Origin of the sequence: Paenibacillus nanensis (assembly GCF_003583765.1) — a bacterium.
Taxonomy (GTDB): Bacteria; Bacillota; Bacilli; order Paenibacillales; family Paenibacillaceae; genus Pristimantibacillus; species Pristimantibacillus nanensis.
In genome coordinates, this window is the sequence record NZ_QXQA01000013.1 from 1 (window position 1) to 21,961 (window position 21,961).

Below are 21,961 nucleotides of genomic sequence, written 5' to 3' on the forward strand. Positions count from 1 at the left end.
TACTACGTTGGAATTTCCCTCATTGCTGCCGCCCGTTACGACAAGGCGGAACTCATATTCCGTTCCTGGGTTCAAGCCTGTTACGGTTGCGGTAGTCGAATTCGTTGCAATCGGACCGCTTGTTGTCGCTATTTCCCACGTGCTCGCGCCTTTTAACGACTGCTCGACTACTATTCCCGTCGCACCCGTCACTGCGCTCCAGCTAAAGTCAGCCGTGGTGCTCGTCTTCCCTGTACTCGCAAAATCGCTGACCGGTACCGCATCTGTCTTCACAGTTACTACGTTGGAATTTCCCTCATTGCTGCCGCCCGTTACGACAAGGCGGAACTCATATTCCGTTCCTGGGTTCAGACCCGTGACGGTTGCGGTAGTCGCATTCGTTGCAATCGGACCGCTTGTTGTCGAGGCTGCCCAAGCGTTCGCGCCTTTTAACGACTGCTCGACTTCTATTCCCGTCGCGCCATTCACTGCGCTCCAGCTAAAGTCAGCCGTGGTGCTCGTCTTCCCTGTACTCGCAAAATCGCTGACCGGTACCACGTCCGTTTTCACGCTGACTACGTTGGAATTTCCCTCATTGCTGCCGCCCGTTACGACAAGGCGGAACTCATATTCCGTTCCTGGGTTCAAGCCTGTTACGGTTGCGGTAGTCGCAGTCGTTGCAATCAGATCGCTTGTTGTCGAGGCTGCCCAAGCGTTCGCACCTTTAAGCGTCTGCTCGACTACAATTCCTGTCGCGCCCGTCACTGCGCTCCAGCTAAAGTCAGCCGTGGTGCTCGTCTTCCCTGTACTCGCAAAATCGCTGACCGGTACCGCATCTGTCTTCACAGTTACTACGTTGGAATTTCCCTCATTGCTGCCGCCCGTTACGACAAGGCGGAACTCATATTCCGTTCCTGGACTCAAACCCGTTACGGTTGCGCTTGTCGCATTCGTCGCAATAGTTCCTGTTGTCGAGGCAGACCACGTGTTCTGACCTTTCGGGGACTGCTGAACGATAATTCCCGTCGCACCTAATGTTGCGCTCCAGCTGAAGTTTGCTGTTGTACTCGTCTTCCCTGTGGTCGCAAAATCACTGATCGGAGCTGCGTTCGTCTTCACGCTGACTACGTTGGAATTACCTGCATTGCTGCCTCCCGTTACGACGAGCCGGAAATCATACTCCGTTCCAGGGGTCAAGCCCGTTACTGTCGCACTTGTCGCATTCGCCGCAATCGGACCGCTTGTTGACGATAAGGTCCACGTATTGGCATTTTTCGGCGACTGCTGAACGATAATTCCCGTCGCACCGAATGCAGCACTCCAGCTAAAGCTCGCTGTCGTGCTCGTTTTCCCCGTACCTGCAAAATTGTTGATTGGTACCGCATCTGTCTTCACGCCTACTACGTTGGAATTGCCCGCATTTCGGCCATCTGTTACGACGAGCCGGAAATCATACTCCGTTCCAGGGGTCAAGCCCGTTACTGTCGCACTTGTCGCATTCGTCGCAATCGTTCCCGTTGTCGATGTTGTCCACGTGTTTGCGCCTTTCAGCGACTGTTCGATGACAATCCCCGTCGCTCCCGATGCGGCGCTCCAGCTAAAGCTAGCCGTTGTCCCCGTCTTCGCCGTGTTAACAAAGTCGGCAACCGGGATCGGAGCTGGAGGGACAACCGTCCCTGCCTTGAATAGGCCAGATGCAAAAGCAAATACGCGATTATTAGCCGCTACCACATTCACGAAATTAGTCGAGGAGCTGGTCAAGTTCTCTGTTTCCCAGTTCACTCCATCAGCAGAAGAAATAATCGTTTCTGAAGTGCCGACGGCATAAAACTTACCGACTCCAAACGTTACCGCTGTGAAGATCTTGCTTGCAGTTGGAGCATAAGTGACTTCCGACCAGCTTAAACCATTGTCGGAGACATAGATGTAACCGCTATAACCTACAGCTACAAATTTCTCATTCCCGTATGCAATTCCTCTCAGTTCTTTGCCAGGGTTCGTTACTACTTCCCAGCTAAGGCCATCCGAAGAAGAATAAATATAAAATGAAGTTGAAGATGTCTTACCGACTGCATAGAACTTACCATTTGCGTAAGTTACGCCGTAAATAGCTGTTTTCGTGGAAAATGACACATCTGTAAAGCTGTTTCCTCCATCCTTTGAGGTCATGATCGCCCCATCCAGACTGGTATTCGGTTTCTCGCCTGTAACCACGATCGTTCCGTTCCCGTCGTGAGCAATCCCTGTCATGCCAGAGCCATTCACCGCTTTTCCGCGATTCACCCAATTCCCCTTTATCAGCGGGTCAGCACCATAGGCTAGCGTATAGATATCGCCGCTTGTGCATCCCATCACCCATATGCTCCCCGTAAAGCGCATACTTCTCGCCTGACATCCGAAATTTTGACCTTCTGATTTTGTCCAGTTGTCTCCATCCGTCGAAACAACGGGGTCGCCCGCATTCGTGACCATTACCCAACGTCCCCCGGGAACATCATTCCCGTAATCCGTTCTGTAAAAGTCTGTAGTACCGTTAGTTATCGTAACGTTCCTCCAAGTGCCCGTTGCCGCCTCTGCCGTATATACTCTTGCCCCCAGCCCTAATGATGTTAGTAGAACCGCAAAAGCAAGCACAGCTCGCATAACCTTAATAAAGCGCATAAGATCCCTCTTTCCACCAGTTCTACTTTCCTGCCCTACTAGAGGGCAATAAGGCCATTGCATGTCTATAGTCCTATATAAACTTCAGCGGCTGCCCCCTCTCAAAATTAAACTCGCATTCTTTTCACAACAACCGACAAATTTAGTAGAAAAAAGTCGAATGGCATGTCATTATAGATATAGGATTTATTTTTCTCGTTTGCATAAAAATTCTAGTTGAACATCTGATATGATTCTACTATGAAGCGAGATACAAATCTAGTAATTTCATCCTAATTGCCTCAAAGGAGATGCAATGATTCATACGTATCCTGTCGGAGAAGCTGACTCTCAATTTCTTTATGAGCTTTACGTTAGTACACGATGGGAAGAAGTAAGGTCTTGGGGTTGGGAGGAAACGATGATTCACCCGTTTCTGAAGCTGCAATGGACCGCTCAACAGCATTCCTATTCGCATCAGTATCCCGGAGCGGAGCATCTTATTCTTGCATATGACGAACAGAAGGTTGGACAAGCACTAGTAGCTAGAAGCGGCTCAAGCTTATCGTTGGTTGACCTGTCTATGCTTCCGGCTTGGCGCAATCGAGGGCTTGGTACATTGTTTATACAAGAATTGCAAGCGGAAGCCACCGCCGAGTCCATTCCGATCCGTCTCAGCGTCCTGCAGAACAACCGAGCGCTGCGCCTTTACGAGCGCTTAGGGTTTCGACACAAGGCCTACAACGGCCTGCATATCCAGATGGAATGGAGCTCTCTGCCTACAAAGTAGAAGACTCTCCCATATAAAAAATTAAGAGGTGAACATTGATGAGCGAATCCTATTTGGGCGAAATCCGTATGTTTGCAGGAAACTTTGCTCCTCAAGGCTGGGCCCTTTGCAATGGGCAGCTCCTCAGCATTGCGGAGAACGAGGCATTATTCGCTTTAATCGGCACGACCTATGGCGGTGACGGGCAAACCACTTTTGCTCTGCCTGATCTGCAAGGGCGAATCGCGGTGCATCCTAACTCCAGTCTGCCGCGAGGAAGCAAGGCCGGTACCGAGACGGTAACGCTTACGCTAAATCAACTGGCCCCCCACACCCATGTGCCTAATGCCATATCAGCATTTGGGCAAGGCGATAGCCCCAGCAACTCCGTATGGGCGCAAACCAGCTATTCCAACTACACCAACCCTACCGGTAATACTCTTGTTGGCATGAACGCCGCGGCGCTATCACCGGTTGGGGGCAATCAGCCGCATGATAACATGATGCCTACCACCGTTATATCTTTCATTATTTCTCTCTACGGGCTATTTCCGCCGCAGCCTTAATCGACAATTACCTAACTAGGAGGTCTTTCTATGTCTGAACCGTTTATAGGTGAAATTCGTTTGTTTGCCAATAATTACGCTCCGCGAGGCTGGATGTTTTGCGAAGGACAGATCCTGCAAATCAATACGAACCAAGCTTTATATTCCATATTGGGCAATGTATACGGGGGCAACGGCGTAACGACCTTCGCGCTACCCGATTACCGCGGCCGCGTCCCGATTCATGTCAGCCCTACGATTCCGCTTGGAACAAGCCAGGGAGAAGCGGCGCACACCCTTACCGTCAATGAAATCCCGCAGCATACCCACCAAGTTTCAGGATCGTCCAATCCGGCAAGCGCTCCATCGCCCCAAACCAACGTTTGGTCGGTCATAGACAACGCCTATGATCCGGCAGCAACGCTCGAGAATATGAGCAGCAGTGCGATTGGCATTGCCGGCGGAGGGCAAGCTCACAACAACATGCAGCCATACTTGGTTCTTAATTATGCAATCGCAGTTCAGGGAATTTTCCCAAGCAGAAACTAATAAGGAGGTCTTCACATGGCAGACGCGTATATCGGAGAAATTCGAATTTTTGCGGGTAACTTTGCCCCGAAGGGCTGGGCGCTTTGCAATGGGCAGCTTATGTCTATTGCCCAAAACACCGCGTTGTTCTCGATCCTAGGCGTACAATACGGCGGTGACGGAAAAACGACTTTTGCTTTGCCTAATTTGATGGGCTCCGCTACCATGAATCAAGGCAGCGGCGCCGGACTTACGCCGCGCAGTATGGGACAAAAGGTTGGGAGCTCCGCTGTTACGCTGCTCACAAACCAAATTCCTAGCCATACCCATATACCGCAAGCTGTCGATGCTTCAGGAACAGCCAACACTCCGGGACAAAACGTCTGGGCACAAAACCCGCCGCTTGACGACTTTTCGCCGCCTCAGAACTTGTATGATCCTGCAGTTAACGTCCAAATGTCTCCTGTTGCTCTCAATGTAGCAGGTGGTTCTCAGCCGCATAACAATATGCAGCCTTACATCGCACAGAACTTTATTATTTGCTTAAGCGGCGAGTTCCCATCGCGGGGTTAGCAAGCCGAGCAAGTTCTTATAGGCCAGCATCATAAATGAATTAGGAAACCCTTGATCCTTCAGGAACACTGATGAATCAAGGGTCTTCTTTTCTCTCGGCTTGCGAATCATTGAATCGTTTAGTTAAATTGTTCCCACGAAAGATAAACGGAAATCATGGCGACAGCAAAAAAGAGCAATGCAATTCGAGTACTTCTGCGAAATTTAATCCCATACGCCATAAAAAATATAGCTGCTGCTATTTTTGCTGCACCCTGGTAATAACCGTTAAAAGACGAGCTGCTAAACACGATCGCAATCAGCAGCATTGCGGAAATAACGATTTTAAACCACAAAGGCTCGCTTAGAAATTGTCGGTACATAAATTTGATTCGATTCATCGCCATTCCCCCCCATAAAATAAAACCCCCTTGAATCATCATGGTCTTACCGATGAATCAAGGGGAACCAACTAAATTTTATAAGCCTTCATCGCCTTGCGAATCTCTTTCCAGCTAGGGCGCTTGCCGTACATCAGCACGCCTGTGCGGTAGATCTTAGCCGATACATAGACCGCAGCGTAGATGGCTACGAGCAGAAGCACGATCGATACCGCGACTTCCCAGAACGGCACGCCTGTCAGACCGAGACGAAGGAGCATCACGAACGGCGAGAACAGCGGAATAAACGACGTTACTTTAACCAGCATGCTGTCCGGCGTATTCAAGCTGAAGATTGCGATATAGAAGCCGGCCAGCGAAATAATCGTCATCGGCATCGTCGCTTGGCCGAGATCTTCCGTGCGGCTTACGATCGAACCGACTGCCGCGTATAGTGTCGCGAACAGGAAGAAGCCAGCCAAGAAGTAGATAATCGCGTAAATGAGCAGCATCGGATCGATTTTGGACAGGTCGATGTCCAGGTCAAGCAAAGCGCCTTTGTTATGCGGCATCGAAGCGTTAACGAGCAGCACGATCACATAGACGGACACTTGGCTCAGCACGACGATGAACATACCGAATATTTTGCCGAACATTTGTTTAAGAGGGGCAACGCTCGTAATGAGAATTTCCATGACGCGGGAACTCTTCTCCGCCGTAATTTCGGAGGCGATAAGCTGCCCCGACGTCATAATGGCCATGAACAAGAAGATGATGATGATATAGATCAAGCCCATGTTGACCCCTTGCTCCGCCGGCGTCTTGCCTGATGTTTCGCCATCCACCGTGGAGATTTGAACCGAATCGATCTCGATTGGAGCATTCAGCATGCTGAGCTGCTCATCCGTTAATCCCGCATCCTGCAGAACAGTTGTGGTGCGAATCGTTTGCAGCGCGGTTTGGAGGTTGCCCGTCAGCGAAAATTCCATCATTTTCTCCGACTTATACGTCATCTCGGGGAAGCCGTTGCCCGTTGCATTCGAACCGAAGTCCAAATAACCGCTTATTTGTTTATCTTGAATAGCTTGCTTCAGCTGTTCTTCGTTAGCCGCGGAATCGCCTTTGTCTTCGTACGGCACAAGTTTGATATTCGCGCCCTCTTGCGCCTCGAAATACGTCCTCAGGCTGTCGCCTGTAGCTGAACCCGCTGCGAGCTCTTCCCGCGCCGACTGAATATACCCGACGCTCGTCACTTTGTCGCCTTTATCGAACTGCGAAAGAATATAAGGAAGGTTAACCCCGACACTCAAAATGATTGCAATGACTAATGTTGTAATGAGGAATGCTTTGCCCTTGAATTTGTTGCGAGCCGTAAACCCTACTACTGTCCAGAAACTATTCATGGCGATCACCTACCGTTTTTATAAAGATTTCGTTCAATGTCGGTTCCTTAATCTCGAATCTCGTAACCGTCGACTGCGCCATCGCATGACGCAATATATCTCCGCCTACCGCTTCGTTCTTAATCCCAATCTCATACCCGTATTCGTGAACGACCACTCCTGTTACGCCGGAAATGCTCTCCAGGCCCTTCACTTCGCTCTCGACAGCCAAAATCACTCTTTCTCTCGGGAACTGCTTCTTCAGCTCCTTGATGTTGCCTTTAAGTACGGTGTTCGAACGATGCAGAATCGTGATATTCCGGCACAGCTCCTCAACATGCTCCATTCGGTGAGTCGAGAAGAGGATGCTCGTTCCGGAATCGCGCAGCTCCTTGACCGTTGATTTGAGCAGCTCGACGTTTACCGGATCAAGACCGCTGAACGCTTCATCCAAAATGACGATGCTTGGTTTATGATTCACGGCGGCGATGAACTGGATTTTTTGCTGGTTTCCTTTCGAAAGCTCCTCGACCCTCTTATTGTAGTACTCGGGAACCTCGAACCGCTCCAGCCAATATTTCAGGTTTTGATCGGCATCCTTTTTGGACATACCCCTCAGTTGGGAGAGGTATAAAATTTGATCGCTGACGCGAACCTTCGGGTAAAGCCCTCTCTCTTCCGGCAAATAGCCTAGCGTGCGAAGCAGCTCTTTGCTGTACGGCTTACCGTGATAGTTAATGCTGCCGGCATCCGGATAAATGAGACCCAATACCATACGCATCGTGGTTGTTTTGCCGGCGCCGTTCGCACCTAGCAGACCGTAGATTTCTCCTTCGCTCACTTCAAAGCTGATGTTGTTCACCGCCGTTTTGTCGGCGTACTGCTTCGTGACTTGCTCCACTACCAATGGTTTCATGCCATATCCCCTCGCTTACGATTTTCGTTTTCCTCTTTGATCCTGCAATAATAAAGTGCTCATTATTTCATCTAACTCAAGCGCTTGCCGGCTTACGATTTGAAGCCCCTCCGCTTCGCACCACTGCTCGGCATCAAATGCCCGGTTGGTCGTAATTCGGAATGTGCTGCCGCCGATCGAATCGACGCCGCACTGTCCCGGGATGCCCGCAATCTTATGCTCCGCAAGGCCTTCGCCCCTGACGAAAAACGTAAACCAGCTGCTGAACAGTTCATCCTTCTCGTAGACGCCGAGCACTCGCCCCTGCGCCATAAAGACGATATAGTCGGCAAGACGTTTAACCTCTTCGACAATATGGGAGGTCATCAGAATCGTTCGGTCTCCAGGCTCCATGTAGCGGTGAAGAAGCTCGATCATCGTCTTCCAGGCGAGCGGGTCAAGCCCGGAGGACGGCTCGTCGAGGAGCAGCAAGTCCGGCGAGTGGGAGAGCGCGATTGCGAAGTCGCATTTTCTGCGCATCCCTTTGGACATCTTGCCGAGCGCCAAATTATCGTTGACCTGCAGCGTCAGCAGCAGCTCCTGATAGCGGTTCACATCCCAGCTTTCGTACCAGAAGCTGTTGAACCGCGCCTTTTCACTCGCCTTAAGCTTGCTCTCATGCTCGGACGGCTCCTCCGGCAAGTAGCCGATGCGCTGCTTCATATGCGCATCATCGCTACGGCCAACTGCATGGCCGAGCACAGTGACCGTACCGTCATCCGGCTTCTCTAGATCGAGCGCCATCTTGAACAATGTGCTCTTGCCGCTGCCGTTTGGCCCAACGATAGCCGTAATATAGCCTGCCGGTATTTCCAGCGTTATAGGCCCGAGCTTAAAATTCGGCTTCCTCTTGGCAATGCCATTGAATCGGATAGCCGCTTCCTCCCTCAGCTCCTCCATCATATCGCTCCGTCTCCTTGCTTATAATGTCTAACCATCGCTTCCTGGAACAGTTCCTTAAGCTCCTCCTCCGAGCATTGCATCCGTTTCCCCGCCGTAACCGCCTGGTCCAGCGCTTCGATAACCGAGGAAAGCCTATGCCGGTCCCTCTCCTGCTCGCCGACCTTCGCGACGTAAGTACCCGTTCCTTGCCTCGTTCGCAGCAAGCCCTCGTTTTCAAGGTCGCTGTATACGCGTTTTACGGTAATTACGCTGCATTTTACGGTTTGAGCCAGCTCGCGTATAGATGGAAGCAACGTGCCTTCCTCCAGTTGCCCGCTGACAATCAATGCTCTTAGCTGTACCTCGATCTGATGATAAAGCGGCTCTGCGCTTTGTTCATTGATCTGTATGGGCAGCCGCATCGCCTCACCTTCCTTCTAATCTAGCTGGTAAAACTTCTTGTTCTCACTTTCTTCTCCATCAAAGGCGGCATGGCCGCAAAAGCCGCTATCGCAAGAGCGACGCCAATTAACGCCAGCCACCATCCGCCATCCTCGATGAATCTGTAGCTGGATAACACAAAGCTTGTTTTAAGCAAGAGGGTGGTTACAACCATAGCCGCTAACAGACCGACTGTTACAGCCGTACAAAACCAGAAGTACTTAATGCCCGAAACGCCGGTTTCGAAATAAATAAAGATAACGCTTCCGGCCACGGCGTATCCTGCCCAAAAGATCGCAAAAGGAATAAAGGCGTAGGGCTCGATACTCGGGTTATTCGCATGGCCGATAAAATAAAAGGCGATAAAAAATAGGATAAGTGCGGGTATCGCGTTCGACAGTAGCAGCAGCAGCCTTCCCCAAACAATTTGTCTGATGGGAATCGGCATGACGCGCCAGCTTGCCAGCTTCTTTGTATTTGTGTCTGTTTTCCAGTAATATCCTTGCTGATTAGACATTAATCCTAAACAGGGGAGCAGAGATACCGTAATAAAATCCACGGACCAGAACACGATCCTGATATCATCCTCCCCTTTTAACGCATCGGAAAACATCGGGACGATGAACAGAATCAAATATCCAATAAAAACGATGGTGATCAGATGCTTCCATCTCGTTCTTCTTAACTCTTCCTTAGCCAGAAACCAGGCGCCTTGCCATGTCTTCATTCTTACGCTCCTTCCCATTTGCTGTGCTCACTGTGTCTGTTTATATACTGTATATATCTATATACACAGTATATGCATACTTTCATTCCTTGTCAACATTCTCCATTCCTTTTTCGCAAAAAAATAAGCCGTTCTCTAAGAGAACGGCTTAACTTACAAATCGTTAACCGAAAATCGCTTCGAACAACGGTTTGGCGTCAGCAGCTGGATATAGAACATATAGAATCGAATAAACCGCTACGCCAGTGATGGCTGTACAAAACCAAATGACCGAGGTTACTCTTCCAAGCTTCCGATGCTTGGCGAACTTCTTCCTGAAGCCGAGAACAATCGTCGTAATCCCGAACACCGCGGCAACGGTGGCCATCACGATATGGAATAGAAGGAAGGCCAAATAATAAGGCTTTAGGCCGTCCGGTCCATTATATGGCGTGCTGCCGATTACCAGCGTTCTTGTCGCGTAAATGATAAAAAATAAAATTGCCGCAATTGCGCCTGCTATCATCATCTTCTGATGCTGCTCCAGCTTTCGCTGGATGGCCAGCCTCCAACCGATCGCAACCAGAATGGCGCTTAATGCGATAAAGAAGGTGCTAATCGTCGGCAATATAATGTTCAAGTCCATGTTAATCCTCTCCGGCATTCAATTTAAGCGGTCTCTGGATTCGGCAATTCGTCATCAGCATGCTCGCGCTTGAACCATTGCTTGAAGATGTACGCCAATATGATGCCATACATGAGCTCTTGCACAAGCTTCATTACAATCCCGCCAAGCTGCTGGTCATCCGCTGTGCCCAGCATATTAAAAAACTCCGGTCCGCCGAACTGACCGATCAAGTAGCTGGTATCCCCCGACATGCAATATCCCATTGCAGTCGCCCAAACCTCTGGATCGTTATACGTTGCGTACATGCCGCCGTCCGAGAAAATAATGAGCGCGCAGGCAGGCGTCAATAACACGCCGTTGGCAAATACATACGCCATTCTTTTCACGTCGGTCAGCTTGCTCCACTCCGGCACGGGACATGCGATCTGCCACCACATCATGAATGCAGTAATAAACAGAACGACATAATAAAGACGATGCACGGTGAAATTCGTCATCACGTAGTCATGCACCATCGGCACATGATAGATCGAGAATAACATATTGAACAACACTAGAGTCATGATTGGATGCATGAGAATTCGAAGCTTTCTCCAAAAGCCGGCCGAAAACGCCGCACGCCATAAAAATGCCGGTATCCCCAGTAAAATCATCGGTGGAACAATCAAATACGAGATCGACATATTCACCATATGGAACGTGAACATCAGATGTCCTAGAAGATTCAGAGGACCGCCGTGGCACAAATAAACGAGAAGAATTCCCCCGACAAAGAGCGTCTTCTGCATCCCTGTTGCCGCTTCCGCTTCGGGATGGCGCTTCTCTCTCCAAGGTCCAATCATATAGAAATAGAGGATGATAAGCCCGATCATCGCAAAGAAAAACATAGGCGACCACAACTCAGCAAAGGAGAAATATTTGTTCAAGTCTAGCATTGTGAAGCTCCTTTCTCATGCATTCCACTTCAGACATGACTATGAAAGAAGAGGGACCCGAGAACCGGGACCCTCCTCCGCCAGCTTTACCACCAAACCCAATATTCGGCCATGATGACAGCGGTGAAAACGACAAACACGCCGGATAGTATTCCAATTAGCGCGAAAGTGTGACCGCGGTCTTTCATATGCATCCAGAATGCCATCTGTACGAATACTTGCAGAATGGCTGTACCGACCAAAATGATGTAGATAAAGTCTTTGTTAATCTCGCCGCTTATGACTGTCGCGAATGCGATGAATGTCAACAGGATCGAAAAAATAAACGCGACAATGTGTTTTTTTGGACCTTCAACCTTATGACGCTTGGTGTTTTGCTCTGTGGCGGAATGATTGCTTGCCATTCGTTAAACCACCTTTCCCATCAGGTATACAACCGTGAAGATGAATACCCAAACAACGTCGATAAAGTGCCAGTACATACCGGCTACATAGGTTTTCGGTGCCGTTACGACCGTCAACCCTTTGCGAGCCAGCTGAATAATCAGCAGCGTAATCCACAGGATACCGAACAAGACGTGCGCACCGTGGAAGCCGACCAGCGTATAGAAGGAGGAGCTGAACGCGCTTGTCGTAAAGCCGTGTCCTTCATGAACGTAATGGTAAAATTCGTAAATCTCGAGTCCCAAAAAGCATGCGCCAAGAACGACTGTTACAATCAACCAGTTGATTAAGGCCTTAACCTTATGCTGATGCATCGCTTGAATCGCGAATACGCTCGTCAAGCTTGATGTCAGCAGGATCGCGGTTGCTGCTGCAACCAGCTTCAAGTCAAACAAATGATCCGGTGTTGGACCGTCAAGCACTTGATCGCGGAGGGCCAGGAACGCCGCGAACAGCGTTCCGAACAATACCGTCTCGCCGCCAAGGAACAACCAGAAGCCTAATACTTTATTGCGTCCCTCAAGGGTTGCCTTCTCCGGCTCATGAGGCAACCCACCTTCTACATGCGTATGCGCGCTCATGCTTTACCCCCTAGATCCTTCAAAATTTCTTCCTCTTCGATATGGAAGCCATGATCATCGATTACGGAACGGAGAAGCATACAGATCAAGACGATCGCCAATCCGAAGATACCAAGCGCGTGGCCGTTCGTTAGATCCGTGCCTAAGAAATGTCCCCAATCCGGCGCGTACATAAAGCCGAAGCCTGCAATGAAGAAGCCAAGACCCATAAAGAACGGCAGAATCGATGGAGAAGGCATATGAATCGGACCAATCGGTTCTGCTGGCGTCATGCCGCTGTGGCCGTCCATCTTCTCTTTCCAATAAGCGTCATAACCGCGCACAAGCGGCGTTTGGGCAAAGTTGTATTCCGGCGGCGGAGATGGGATCGTCCACTCCAGCGTACGGCCGTCTTCCCAAGGATCGTTCGCTGCATTTTTCGGTTTAACTGCCGTAACCACAACGTTGATAATAAAGAAGATTGTACCAAAGCCCATCAAGAAAGCGCCGATCGTACTAATCATGTTCATTTCATTAAAGCCCATGCCGTCCAGGTACTGCCAAATACGGCGCGGCATACCCATCAGACCAAGGAAATGCTGTACAAAGAACGTCAGGTGGAAGCCGATAAAGAATGTCCAGAACGTCAGCTTGCCAAGTCCTTCGTTAAGCGTGCGCCCGAACATCTTCGGCCACCAGTAATGCAAGCCGGCGAAAATACCCAAAATCAAGCCGCCTACGATTACGTAGTGGAAATGCGCGACAACGAAGTAAGAGTCGTGATATTGGAAGTCAGCCGGCGCTGCAGCCAGCATAACGCCCGTTACGCCGCCCATTACGAAGGTTGGGATGAAACCAACCGCGAACAGGTTAGCAGCTGTAAATTTAATCGAGCCGCCCCACATCGTGAAGAGCCAGTTAAAGATCTTAATACCTGTCGGTACAGCGATAAGCATCGTCGCGATGGAGAACAGCGCGTTCGCTACCGGTCCAAGACCTGCTGTGAACATGTGATGCGCCCAAACCATGAAGCCCAAGAAGCCGATCAGAATGGTTGCGAACACCATGGAGCTGTAACCGAACAAGCGCTTCCGCGAGAACGTACTGATAACTTCTGAAATAACGCCGAATGCCGGCAGGATAAGAATATAAACCTCAGGATGCCCGAAAATCCAGAAGATATGCTCCCACAGAACCGCGTTACCGCCAGCCGCAGGATCAAAGAAGTTGGCATCGAACAACCGGTCGAACATCAGCGCCGCAAGTCCGACTGTCAGAGCAGGGAATGCGAACAGGATAAGAGCAGACGTAATGAACGCCGTCCATGTGAACAGCGGCATACGCATAAATGTCATGCCCGGCGCTCTCATGTTGATAATCGTAACGAGGAAGTTGATACCCCCGATTAGAGTACCGATACCCGCTATCTGGAGACCTAGCACATAATAGTCCATCCCATGATCGTCGCTGTAAGTCGTTCCGGCAAGCGGAGCATAGGATGTCCAGCCTGCGTCAGGAACATCGCCGATAATCCAGCTGACGTTGAGCAGCAGTCCGCCGAACAGGAATGTCCAGAAGCCAAGAGAGTTGACGAACGGGAACGCGACGTCGCGCGCGCCGATCTGAAGCGGTACAACCGCATTCATTAAGGCAAATAACAATGGCATCGCTGCCAAGAAGATCATCGTTGTTCCGTGCATCGTAAGCAGTTCATTATATGTATCTGCTCCAACGAAATCATTTTGCGGCTTCCAGAGCTGTACGCGGATCAGTATCGCTTCCAAGCCGCCTACCAGGAAGAAGAATCCTCCCGCAATCAAATACAATATACCGATTTTTTTATGGTCAACCGTTGTCAGCCAGTCCATTATGCCGCTGTAACGTTTGACCGCATGCCCGTGTGCGTGTGCATGAGCCAAGGTAGGTACCTCCTTCAATCACTGATGATCGTATTATTGTTCGTAGTCAAGCGTTAGCTCGGAAAGATACTGCGCAATACCTTCAAGCTCTTTTTCTGTCAGGTCCACCGTTGGCATCATATTGCCTGGCTTCACTTCTTGCGGATCTTTAATCCACTTGTAGAGGTTGTTGTATACGGTATCTTCATTGGCATACTTCTTATCATCAGCTTCCACATTGACCAAGATGCCGCCTACGCTCTCACGGCTGCCGATACCTGTCAAGTTCGGGAATGCCGGGCCGCCCAAATCGCCTACAGCATGGCAAGTCAAGCATTTGCTTTCGAAAGCAGCCGCTACTTCAGGATCGCTTGGAAGCGCTACAGGCTCTTGAATCGCCGCAGCCCAGCGATCGAACGAAGCCGGATCAACCGCTTTTACTTTAAAGTCCATCAAGCCGTGCGAAGGTCCGCATAACTCGGCGCACTTGCCTAAGAATACGCCTTCTTTCGGCGACGAGAAGTACATATGGTTCGTGTTGCCGCCTGGATTCGTATCGATCTTACCAGCCAGGGACGGAATCCAGAAGGAGTGAAGCACGTCCGCCGTCTTCGCTTCAACTGCAATCGTCTTTCCGGTTGGAATAACCAGCTCTTGGGCTGTCTTAATGCCTAGCTCCGGATATTCGAATTCCCACCAATACTGATGAGAAGTCACGATTACTTTAACGGCTTCAGGATCATTGCTGTAATCCTTCGACAGGTTGAATACCGATTGCACCGTCGGCACGCCAAGAATAATAAGCAGGATTATCGGAATAACGGTCCAAATAACCTCCAGCTTATGGTTACCTTCCACTTGCTTTGGAATCGTCTTGTCTCCAGAACGTCTGCGGAAACGAATAATTACATACAAAGAAATTGCAAATACGACAACAATTACGAGCGACATGATCATTATTGCCGTCTTCATCAGCCCGAATTGCTCTTCCGCTACTGGTCCCTGGGGATTCAGCGTAGACAGGTCTTCCCGTCCGCAAGCGGCCAGCACTAATACCATGAAGGCCATTAGCGGCGCAAGCCGTTTCATAAATTGCCACCGATTCATCATTAATCAACCCCACTTTTGACGTTTTCGCAGCTGCCTAATTTCACGTGGCAAGCGGCTTTGCTGCGTGTTTTCACAGATGTTATGACAACTCCTGTAACTTAAATCACTTTATTAAATATAAAGTTGGGAACCCTATTTGTCAATGTTCCACAGAGAGTTCACAAATTGTTCTCAAAGCTGTCAAAAACGCATAAGATCGCCGTTTTTCAGCTCTTGCATCTTGTCGAATGAACCCCTTTTCGGAGGCTCCGTCAGGAGTGTTCTCCCTTTCATTGTGCACCAAACCCATGGTCGATTATGTATACCCGCAAAACGTATATTTCCTCTTCCGTAATCAACACTAAGAGCACGACATTATCATGAAATTGGAGGTCTGCTGTTTATGATCAGACGAATGGCCTTTATCCTGCTCTCCGCGGCGGCGATCAGCTTCATGACCGGATGCAACTACAAGCAGCTTGTCCGGCAGAGCGATTACGACTATGGAAGCCGGAGCGCGGACGATCCGAAAATGCTCGGACCCAAAGCTTACGGCACGCTCTCGAGCAATCCATACCACCACGACAATGCCTTTTTCGAATACAGCTCTGTTCTTTCCAATAAAGTAAGCTCATTAAACGGCATTTCAACGGCAATCGTTATGCTGACGGACAAGAACGCTTATGCGGCAATTACGCTGGATTGGACCGCCGTCGGTACGAAAGGAAACACGGGCACCGATGAGCAGAATAACACCGGCACCAACTCGGGCACCTTTAACGCGGATAACGGAAGTCCGTACAGCGACGGCAGGCTCCATGTCTCGCCTTACAATTCGTATTACACCGTAAACGATCATCATGAACTGTCGCATGAGCTGAAACAGACAATCGCTTCCGTGATCCGTGAATATGTGCCGAACGTTCAGGAAGTGCACATATCGGCCAATATGGAATTTGTAAACTATTTTACGGAGTTCGCGAAGGAAGCCTGGGGCGGACGCTCTCTCACTCCATGGATTGACCAGTTCAATACCGTTGTTAAATATCATTTCGACGGGGGGACGGTCATGCCCGAACCCATTACGCAGCGCGGCCCGCAAAATGTTCCTACCGACTGGCAAAGACGCCGCTAAAAAAATCGCTTCCTATATATATGCACCAAATGCAATGCATCAGAGAGGCGGGCAATTGGATAGCCCGCCTCGGCATTTACTCCGATTCGCGATGATTCATTGCCATTTCTTGTTTTAATCCCATAGCGTCTAGGCTTTGCTGCAGGTGAAATTGGGCCGACTGATACATCTTACGGTCAGACTCGTTCCGGGCCATTAACTCCATGCGCCTGAATTCCTCTCGAAGCCCGCTGGTCAGCCTTTTGACCTTCTCCTTCGAATGAGACTGATGCTCCCCTGTTATACTCCGGCCGTCCATCGTGTGGATCATCATGCTGCCGTCATGGTTTAACTGCCATAATAAGACGTCCGCCTGTTTCAAATTATGACGTCTCAGCACATGCTTTAGCCATTCTTCATCATGCCCAGAAAGCGAAAGCTCGCTCTGAATGAGGTCGCCGTCCATGATGATCGTTCGAGGAGGATCGCTTTTGCTCATCGTCCAGCCCAGCATGTCCGGTGAAATCGGCTGATACTGCCTTTTTAATTGAACATTGAGCTCCCCGCTTGACTCCATGACCGCGAACTCCACGTCCGCTACGCGAAATACGTTTCTCTTCCGCAGCTGTTCCAGCAGCTCGTCAAGCGTTAGTCTTTCCTTGCGGAGCTTATCCTTTAACAATTGGCCGTCCTCAATCAGCACGGTTCCTTTGCCGTCGATTATATCCCGCGCCGTTTTGCTTTTCATCGTCAAGAGCTCGATCCCAACGGAAAAGCTGACCCACACAAACAGCGAAATGATGCCCAGATACCAGGTCTTTTCTAAATCGAGAGAGATATAAGCCGCTATATTGCCGATTGAAATGCCTGTCACATATTCAAACAGCGACAACTGGGATATTTGTCTTTTCCCGAGCAGCTTTGTCATTAAAAACATAACGACGATTGCCGCCAGTGTTCGAATACTAATCTGCACCCATTCCGGCACATTCTCCCTCCGTTCCTAGGTTTAGCTTGTCCATATCGAGGAAATAAATTCGCCTATTGCCATAATGCGAATGATGTGATATAGTTATGAGATTGTAGTATTTAACCCCTATAAAGATCCCCAGTTAGATTCAATTTTCCCTCTAATCTTGATTTCTTGACTGACAATTCCGGGCACATGTTTTACATTTCGTCATTCTGATTCACACTGGCGCGGTCATTGGAGCCGCAAGGACGAAAGAGAGGTAGGGCTTTCGTTGTTTTAGGATAGAAGTTTTCACAGCTTGGCATACATGTAGTTTGCGTTTTGAGCGGGGATGTTACGTTCTGCTGTTTCTGCAGACCGGTTAAATACAATAAATAAGGGCTGTCAGATTGGTTTGCGTCAAACGCATTGCCAATCCGGCAGCCCTGTCCAATTTCTATAGGTTAAACCCCTCGTTCTTAGTTTACGACATCATAGCCTTGATCCTCGATCGCAGCCTTCAACGCCTCCAAAGTCACCTTCGATTCATCATATTCGATTTCCACTTTCTTGCTAGCCAAATCTACTTTCCCGCGCGCTCCCGCTTGATCAAGCGCCTTCTCGACTGCGCTTACGCAATGTCCGCAGCTCATGCCTTCCACTTTCAATACGGTTTGTTTCATTATCCATTCTCCTTTTCACTTCATTAATTTATTGACGGTAACCATCAGCTCTTCAATAACCTCATTCTCCCCTGCCTGAATACGCTCAATGACACAGGATTTCAAATGGCCCTCGAGCAAGAGCTTAGCGACGCTCCCTAATGCGGACTGAGCCGCGGCGATCTGATTCAGCACATCGTCGCAATAGGTATCTTTCTCAATCATGCCTTTAATTCCGCGAATTTGTCCTTCAATCCGATTAAGCCGGGAGGTAAGACCCTGCTTCATTTTGTCGGAATGATGGCTTTTCCTCTCCTCGCCTGGCGTATGGCAGCAAGCATCGTCCACTGCGGCAGCTGTTTGATTCATTTCATCCATCCCACATACCTCCATAGGGTATTTTTCGCTTATATGCATCTTACCATACCCCCTTAGGGTATGTAAAGTGTTAGTCTTACAACAGTTCTATATAGAAATGGTACTATGACAACCGAATGGATTATGCTACGATCCAAATGATGGAGCAGCGATTTGATACTCTCTTTACAGTTTAGAGCTATAGTGGAACGTAAAGCTAAAGTACATACCATTAGAGAGGAAGTGGCCGTTTTGATTCAAACCATTAATTTTGCCCATCGAGGTGCAAGCGCTTATTGCCCGGAAAATACGATGGCTTCGTTTCGTAAAGCGCTTGAACTTGGCGCGGACGGCATAGAGACAGATGTGCAGCGCACAAAGGATGGCCGGCTCGTGCTGATTCACGACGAATCGCTGAAGCGGACAACCGGCGATGACCGCTTGGTAAAGGATGTCACGTATGCGGAGCTTGCGGCTTTGGACGCGGGAAGCTGGTTCGATACGGCCTTCGCGGATGAGAGAACTCCCGCCCTTGAGGAACTGCTCGCGCTCGTCAAAGATAAAGGAACTATCATTAACCTTGAGCTGAAGAACGGCGTCGTGTTTTATCCCGGCATCGAGGAGCAGCTGATTGAAGCCGTACGCGCCTTTGACTTAAGCGAACAGGTCATTATCTCCAGCTTTAATCATTATTCGCTTGCGCTCTGCAAACAACTGGCGCCTGAGATCAAAACCGGCATTTTATATATGGAAGGGTTATACCGGCCATGGGATTATGCCGCTACACTCTATGCTGACGCGCTTCATGCATACAAATATGCGGTTCTCCCGGAATGGGTTGCGGAAGCCGCCGCTCACGGTATCGCCTACCATCCGTTTACGGTTAATGATGAAGCCGAGATGGTTCGCCTCCTCGATTACGGCGTTTCAGGAATTATTACGGATTACCCGGATCGGCTGAACGCACTGCTCGCGAAGAGAGGAGCTACAGCTGAATGAAAAAAACTTGGCTATTAGGCTTAGGTTTTTTCAGCATAAGCATTACGTGGGCTTTATATAACGCTTTTGTTCCGTTTTTTCTGGAGAAATATATTACCACCATAAGCCTGGTCGGCTTCATGATGACCCTCGATAATTATTTTGCGATCTTCCTGCAGCCGTTAATCGGAAGGAAGAGCGACCGCACCAACACGCGGTTTGGCAAGCGGATGCCGTTTTTGATGATCGGCATGCCCCTTGCCGCCGTGTTCGGCGCGCTCATTCCTTGGCACAACGGACTTCTCCTGCTTGTCCTGTTCATGGTGCTCATGAATTTATCCATGAGCTTGTACCGTTCGCCGACTGTAGCGCTCATGCCGGATATAACTCCGTCTCACAAGCGGACGCAAGCGAATGGCATTATTAACTTTATGGGCGGTATCGGTTCGATCATCGCTTTCGGAGCCGGCTCTTTCTTGTATGACCAGCATCGTTCGCTGCCTTTCTTTACATCATCCGTTCTGACATTGCTTTGTCTAGCTGCGCTGATCTTTGTTATCCGGGAGAAACGCGATGCCGTGGCATACGTGCCCGCCGAATCGCAATCCTTCTCCAGCTATAAGCGGGAATGGAATATGCCGACTCTCTTTCTGCTTGGCGCTATCTTTTTCTGGTTTTTCTCGTATCAAGGCGTTGAAGCTCTCTTCACCTTATACGGCAAAAACCACCTTGGGCTGGAGGAATCGCAAGCTTCCTTCTCGCTGGCTTTCTTCTCGCTGGCGTTCGTTATTGCGGCGATCCCGAGCGGCCTTCTGGGCAGACGGTTTGGGAAAAAGCCGGTTATCATGATTGGCATTATCGGACTGATTATTATCTTCGCATCCGTCACCTTTGTAGAATCGCTGCTCGCTCTACGGGTCATCCTGCTGATCGGCGGCGTCTTCTGGGCGCTGATCAACATTAACTCATATCCTTTTATTGTAGCGCTCGGCAAAGAAAGCAGCATCGGAACACGAACGGGGATTTACTACATCGCCTCGTCCCTAGCCGCAGTCTTGTCGCCGCCGCTTATGGGCGGACTGATCGATCTGTTCGACTACTCGGTCTTATTCCCCGTCGCGTCCGGCGGCATGATCCTGGCCCTGCTCTGCCTAATGGGTGTGAAGGATAACGGATTATCAAAGTCTGCTCATACGGATGCTTCAACAAACGTCGTTTCATAGCGCATCAAAAAAGGGTTGTCCCTAAGCCGTAACCACGGCCGGTGACAACCCTTTTCCTTAGTGAATGCTGCTTTTGCTGAAATTGCCGCCCATCACATCGGACACATGCTCGACGGCGATAAACGCTTTTTCATCGACAGCATGCACGATACTTTTTAATTTAGCCAGCTCGAGACGGGATACGACGCAGTAAATGACCTGCGTTTCGTCTCCGGAGTACCCTCCGCGCGCTTGAAGCAGCGTCGTGCTGCGCCCCAGCCGGTCCATAATCGATTGGGAGATTTCCTCGTATTCCTTCGATATAATCGTGACCGATTTGGATTCTTCTAAACCTTCTACAACGATATCGATGACTTTAATCGCGATATAATACGTAACCATCGAATACATGGCAGACGACCATTCAAACACAAATCCCGCAATAAGGAAGATGACGACATTAAACAGCATAATAATTTGGCCGACTGCCATACGCAGCTTTTTCGAGATGAGAATGGATACGATTTCGATGCCGTCCAGCGCTCCACCGTACCGGATTACGAGACCGACACCGGCTCCGAGGATCATCCCCCCGAACAGAACCGCCAGCAGCTTATCGTCCGGGAAGGCATCCACATGATGCAGGAGAGCCGTCGTGATCGACATAATGGTAATGCCGTATAACGTGGAAATCGCAAAGGTTTTGCCAAGCTGCTTGTAGCCGAGTATGAGAAACGGAACGTTAACGATAAATAAGTACACGGAAAGCGGCAAAGGCGTAAGCGCGGATAACATAATGGATACCCCGGCAATGCCGCCGTCAATCACATCAAACGGAACAAGGAACAGCTCTAGGGCTACGCCCATCAGGACGGACCCAATCGTTATAAATACAGCTCGAATTACTATTTCGGTGAATGTCAGTTTCTTATGTTCTTTATGCGCCAATATCGTTTCCCCCTATAATGATGAATTAATCGATATAACCAGCCAATCCTTTCTCCGTCAAATAGTCCATCTCCAGCTCCAAAATTTCTTCCACCTGCGGCTCATGAAGCCCGATATCCCGCTTGCTCAGTATATAGTCCACCAAGTCGTCGATGTCGATATCGACTTCCCCGTTCTCGTCTGCTTTGGCTTTCCCGATATATTCTTGCTCGTACCGCAGCACGCGTTCAATCGCTTTCTGATCCAGCTTTGCGCGGCCGGCGATATATGCGGTCAATTCCTTCTCATTCAACTGCTCGCTCATCTGTCGCATCTCCATTCCTATCTGTTTACTATTCTTATTATACACAAAATGTATAGCGACACGCACGGCTTGAAATCTGCGCACGCAAAGTGACAGAATCGTCACCTGCCGAACCGCTAACTCGATGGATA

General features: G+C 49.6%; 25 protein-coding genes. 7 read left to right on the forward strand and 18 right to left on the reverse strand.

Going from position 1 to position 21,961, the window contains the following annotated elements; genetic code table 11:
* Positions 1-2,640: beta strand repeat-containing protein (locus tag D3P08_RS18535; RefSeq protein ID WP_206098979.1), on the reverse strand; the 2,640-nt coding region annotated here is incomplete at its 3' end.
* 295 nt (positions 2,641-2,935) lie between these two features.
* Between D3P08_RS18535 and D3P08_RS18540 the strand changes: the two genes are divergently transcribed.
* Genes D3P08_RS18540 through D3P08_RS18555 form a run of 4 tightly spaced genes read left to right on the forward strand, consistent with a single transcriptional unit; the run spans position 2,936 to position 5,034 of the window.
* The gene (locus tag D3P08_RS18540; RefSeq protein ID WP_119601290.1) at positions 2,936-3,409 is read left to right on the forward strand and encodes a GNAT family N-acetyltransferase; all 474 of its coding nucleotides are present in this window, start codon (positions 2,936-2,938) and stop codon (positions 3,407-3,409) included.
* A 38-nt stretch (positions 3,410-3,447) separates the two neighbouring features.
* Positions 3,448-3,954, forward strand: a complete 507-nt coding sequence (locus D3P08_RS18545) for a phage tail protein (protein WP_119601292.1) — start codon at positions 3,448-3,450, stop codon at positions 3,952-3,954.
* A 30-nt stretch (positions 3,955-3,984) separates the two neighbouring features.
* Entirely contained in the window at positions 3,985-4,482 is a 498-nt protein-coding gene (locus tag D3P08_RS18550) for a phage tail protein (protein WP_119601294.1), read from the forward strand.
* A 15-nt stretch (positions 4,483-4,497) separates the two neighbouring features.
* Positions 4,498-5,034 (forward strand): phage tail protein, encoded by a 537-nt coding sequence (locus tag D3P08_RS18555; protein ID WP_119601296.1) that lies wholly within the window; start codon positions 4,498-4,500, stop codon positions 5,032-5,034.
* A 119-nt stretch (positions 5,035-5,153) separates the two neighbouring features.
* On the opposite strand, the gene D3P08_RS18560 is transcribed toward D3P08_RS18555, so the two are convergent.
* From D3P08_RS18560 to coxB, 12 genes are all read right to left on the reverse strand, one after another.
* On the reverse strand, positions 5,154-5,414 hold the full coding sequence (locus tag D3P08_RS18560) for a hypothetical protein (protein WP_119601298.1): 261 nt from the start codon (positions 5,412-5,414) through the stop codon (positions 5,154-5,156).
* 71 nt (positions 5,415-5,485) lie between these two features.
* Entirely contained in the window at positions 5,486-6,796 is a 1,311-nt protein-coding gene (locus D3P08_RS18565; RefSeq protein ID WP_119601300.1) for an ABC transporter permease, read from the reverse strand.
* On the reverse strand, positions 6,789-7,691 hold the full coding sequence (locus D3P08_RS18570; protein ID WP_119601302.1) for an ABC transporter ATP-binding protein: 903 nt from the start codon (positions 7,689-7,691) through the stop codon (positions 6,789-6,791). The genes D3P08_RS18565 and D3P08_RS18570 overlap by 8 nt, the downstream gene beginning before the upstream one ends.
* A gap of 15 nt (positions 7,692-7,706) precedes the next feature.
* A complete protein-coding gene (locus D3P08_RS18575; protein ID WP_240647645.1) occupies positions 7,707-8,633 on the reverse strand; it encodes an ABC transporter ATP-binding protein in 927 nt (308 codons plus the stop codon).
* A complete protein-coding gene (locus D3P08_RS18580) occupies positions 8,630-9,034 on the reverse strand; it encodes a GntR family transcriptional regulator (RefSeq protein ID WP_119601304.1) in 405 nt (134 codons plus the stop codon). The genes D3P08_RS18575 and D3P08_RS18580 overlap by 4 nt, the downstream gene beginning before the upstream one ends.
* A 20-nt stretch (positions 9,035-9,054) precedes the next feature.
* A complete protein-coding gene (locus tag D3P08_RS18585; RefSeq protein WP_119601306.1) occupies positions 9,055-9,780 on the reverse strand; it encodes a hypothetical protein in 726 nt (241 codons plus the stop codon).
* A gap of 163 nt (positions 9,781-9,943) precedes the next feature.
* Positions 9,944-10,405 (reverse strand): DUF420 domain-containing protein, encoded by a 462-nt coding sequence (locus tag D3P08_RS18590; protein WP_119601308.1) that lies wholly within the window; start codon positions 10,403-10,405, stop codon positions 9,944-9,946.
* Positions 10,406-10,428: 23 nt separating this feature from the next.
* Positions 10,429-11,322, reverse strand: a complete 894-nt coding sequence (gene ctaG / locus D3P08_RS18595) for a cytochrome c oxidase assembly factor CtaG (protein WP_119601310.1) — start codon at positions 11,320-11,322, stop codon at positions 10,429-10,431.
* 86 nt (positions 11,323-11,408) lie between these two features.
* On the reverse strand, positions 11,409-11,726 hold the full coding sequence (locus tag D3P08_RS18600) for a cytochrome C oxidase subunit IV family protein (protein WP_119601312.1): 318 nt from the start codon (positions 11,724-11,726) through the stop codon (positions 11,409-11,411).
* Positions 11,727-11,729: 3 nt separating this feature from the next.
* On the reverse strand, positions 11,730-12,347 hold the full coding sequence (locus D3P08_RS18605) for a cytochrome (ubi)quinol oxidase subunit III (RefSeq protein WP_119601314.1): 618 nt from the start codon (positions 12,345-12,347) through the stop codon (positions 11,730-11,732).
* Positions 12,344-14,194 (reverse strand): cytochrome c oxidase subunit I, encoded by a 1,851-nt coding sequence (gene ctaD / locus D3P08_RS18610; protein ID WP_119601619.1) that lies wholly within the window; start codon positions 14,192-14,194, stop codon positions 12,344-12,346. Before ctaD ends, D3P08_RS18605 begins: the two co-directional genes overlap by 4 nt.
* Positions 14,195-14,278: 84 nt before the next feature.
* Positions 14,279-15,334 carry a cytochrome c oxidase subunit II gene (gene coxB / locus D3P08_RS18615; protein ID WP_119601316.1) on the reverse strand — a complete coding sequence of 352 codons (1,056 nt, stop codon included), beginning with the start codon at positions 15,332-15,334 and terminating at the stop codon, positions 14,279-14,281.
* A gap of 382 nt (positions 15,335-15,716) precedes the next feature.
* Here coxB and D3P08_RS18620 point away from each other — a divergent pair, with 382 nt between their 5' ends.
* Positions 15,717-16,448: a hypothetical protein gene (locus tag D3P08_RS18620; RefSeq protein ID WP_119601318.1), complete on the forward strand. Its 732-nt coding sequence runs from the start codon at positions 15,717-15,719 to the stop codon at positions 16,446-16,448.
* 76 nt (positions 16,449-16,524) lie between these two features.
* Here D3P08_RS18620 and D3P08_RS18625 read toward each other — a convergent pair whose 3' ends face one another.
* The 3 genes from D3P08_RS18625 to D3P08_RS18635 form a co-directional block, all read right to left on the reverse strand.
* Positions 16,525-17,415 carry a DUF421 domain-containing protein gene (locus tag D3P08_RS18625; RefSeq protein WP_119601320.1) on the reverse strand — a complete coding sequence of 297 codons (891 nt, stop codon included), beginning with the start codon at positions 17,413-17,415 and terminating at the stop codon, positions 16,525-16,527.
* A 443-nt stretch (positions 17,416-17,858) separates the two neighbouring features.
* Positions 17,859-18,062, reverse strand: coding sequence for a cation transporter (locus D3P08_RS18630; RefSeq protein WP_119601322.1), 204 nt, complete (start codon positions 18,060-18,062; stop codon positions 17,859-17,861).
* A 15-nt stretch (positions 18,063-18,077) separates the two neighbouring features.
* Positions 18,078-18,410 (reverse strand): metal-sensitive transcriptional regulator, encoded by a 333-nt coding sequence (locus tag D3P08_RS18635; RefSeq protein ID WP_276311173.1) that lies wholly within the window; start codon positions 18,408-18,410, stop codon positions 18,078-18,080.
* 240 nt (positions 18,411-18,650) lie between these two features.
* On the opposite strand from D3P08_RS18635, the gene D3P08_RS18640 reads away from it, so the two are divergent.
* Together D3P08_RS18640 and D3P08_RS18645 are read left to right on the forward strand one after the other, a co-directional pair.
* Complete coding sequence (locus tag D3P08_RS18640; RefSeq protein ID WP_119601324.1) at positions 18,651-19,397, forward strand: glycerophosphodiester phosphodiesterase; 747 nt, start codon at positions 18,651-18,653, stop codon at positions 19,395-19,397.
* Positions 19,394-20,599, forward strand: a complete 1,206-nt coding sequence (locus tag D3P08_RS18645) for an SLC45 family MFS transporter (protein ID WP_119601326.1) — start codon at positions 19,394-19,396, stop codon at positions 20,597-20,599. Before D3P08_RS18640 ends, D3P08_RS18645 begins: the two co-directional genes overlap by 4 nt.
* A 57-nt stretch (positions 20,600-20,656) precedes the next feature.
* Here the strand turns inward: D3P08_RS18645 and D3P08_RS18650 are convergent, their stop codons facing one another.
* A complete protein-coding gene (locus tag D3P08_RS18650) occupies positions 20,657-21,526 on the reverse strand; it encodes a YitT family protein (RefSeq protein ID WP_420819046.1) in 870 nt (289 codons plus the stop codon).
* A 25-nt stretch (positions 21,527-21,551) separates the two neighbouring features.
* A complete protein-coding gene (locus D3P08_RS18655) occupies positions 21,552-21,830 on the reverse strand; it encodes a hypothetical protein (protein WP_119601330.1) in 279 nt (92 codons plus the stop codon).
* Between the last annotated feature and the right edge of the window lie 131 nt (positions 21,831-21,961).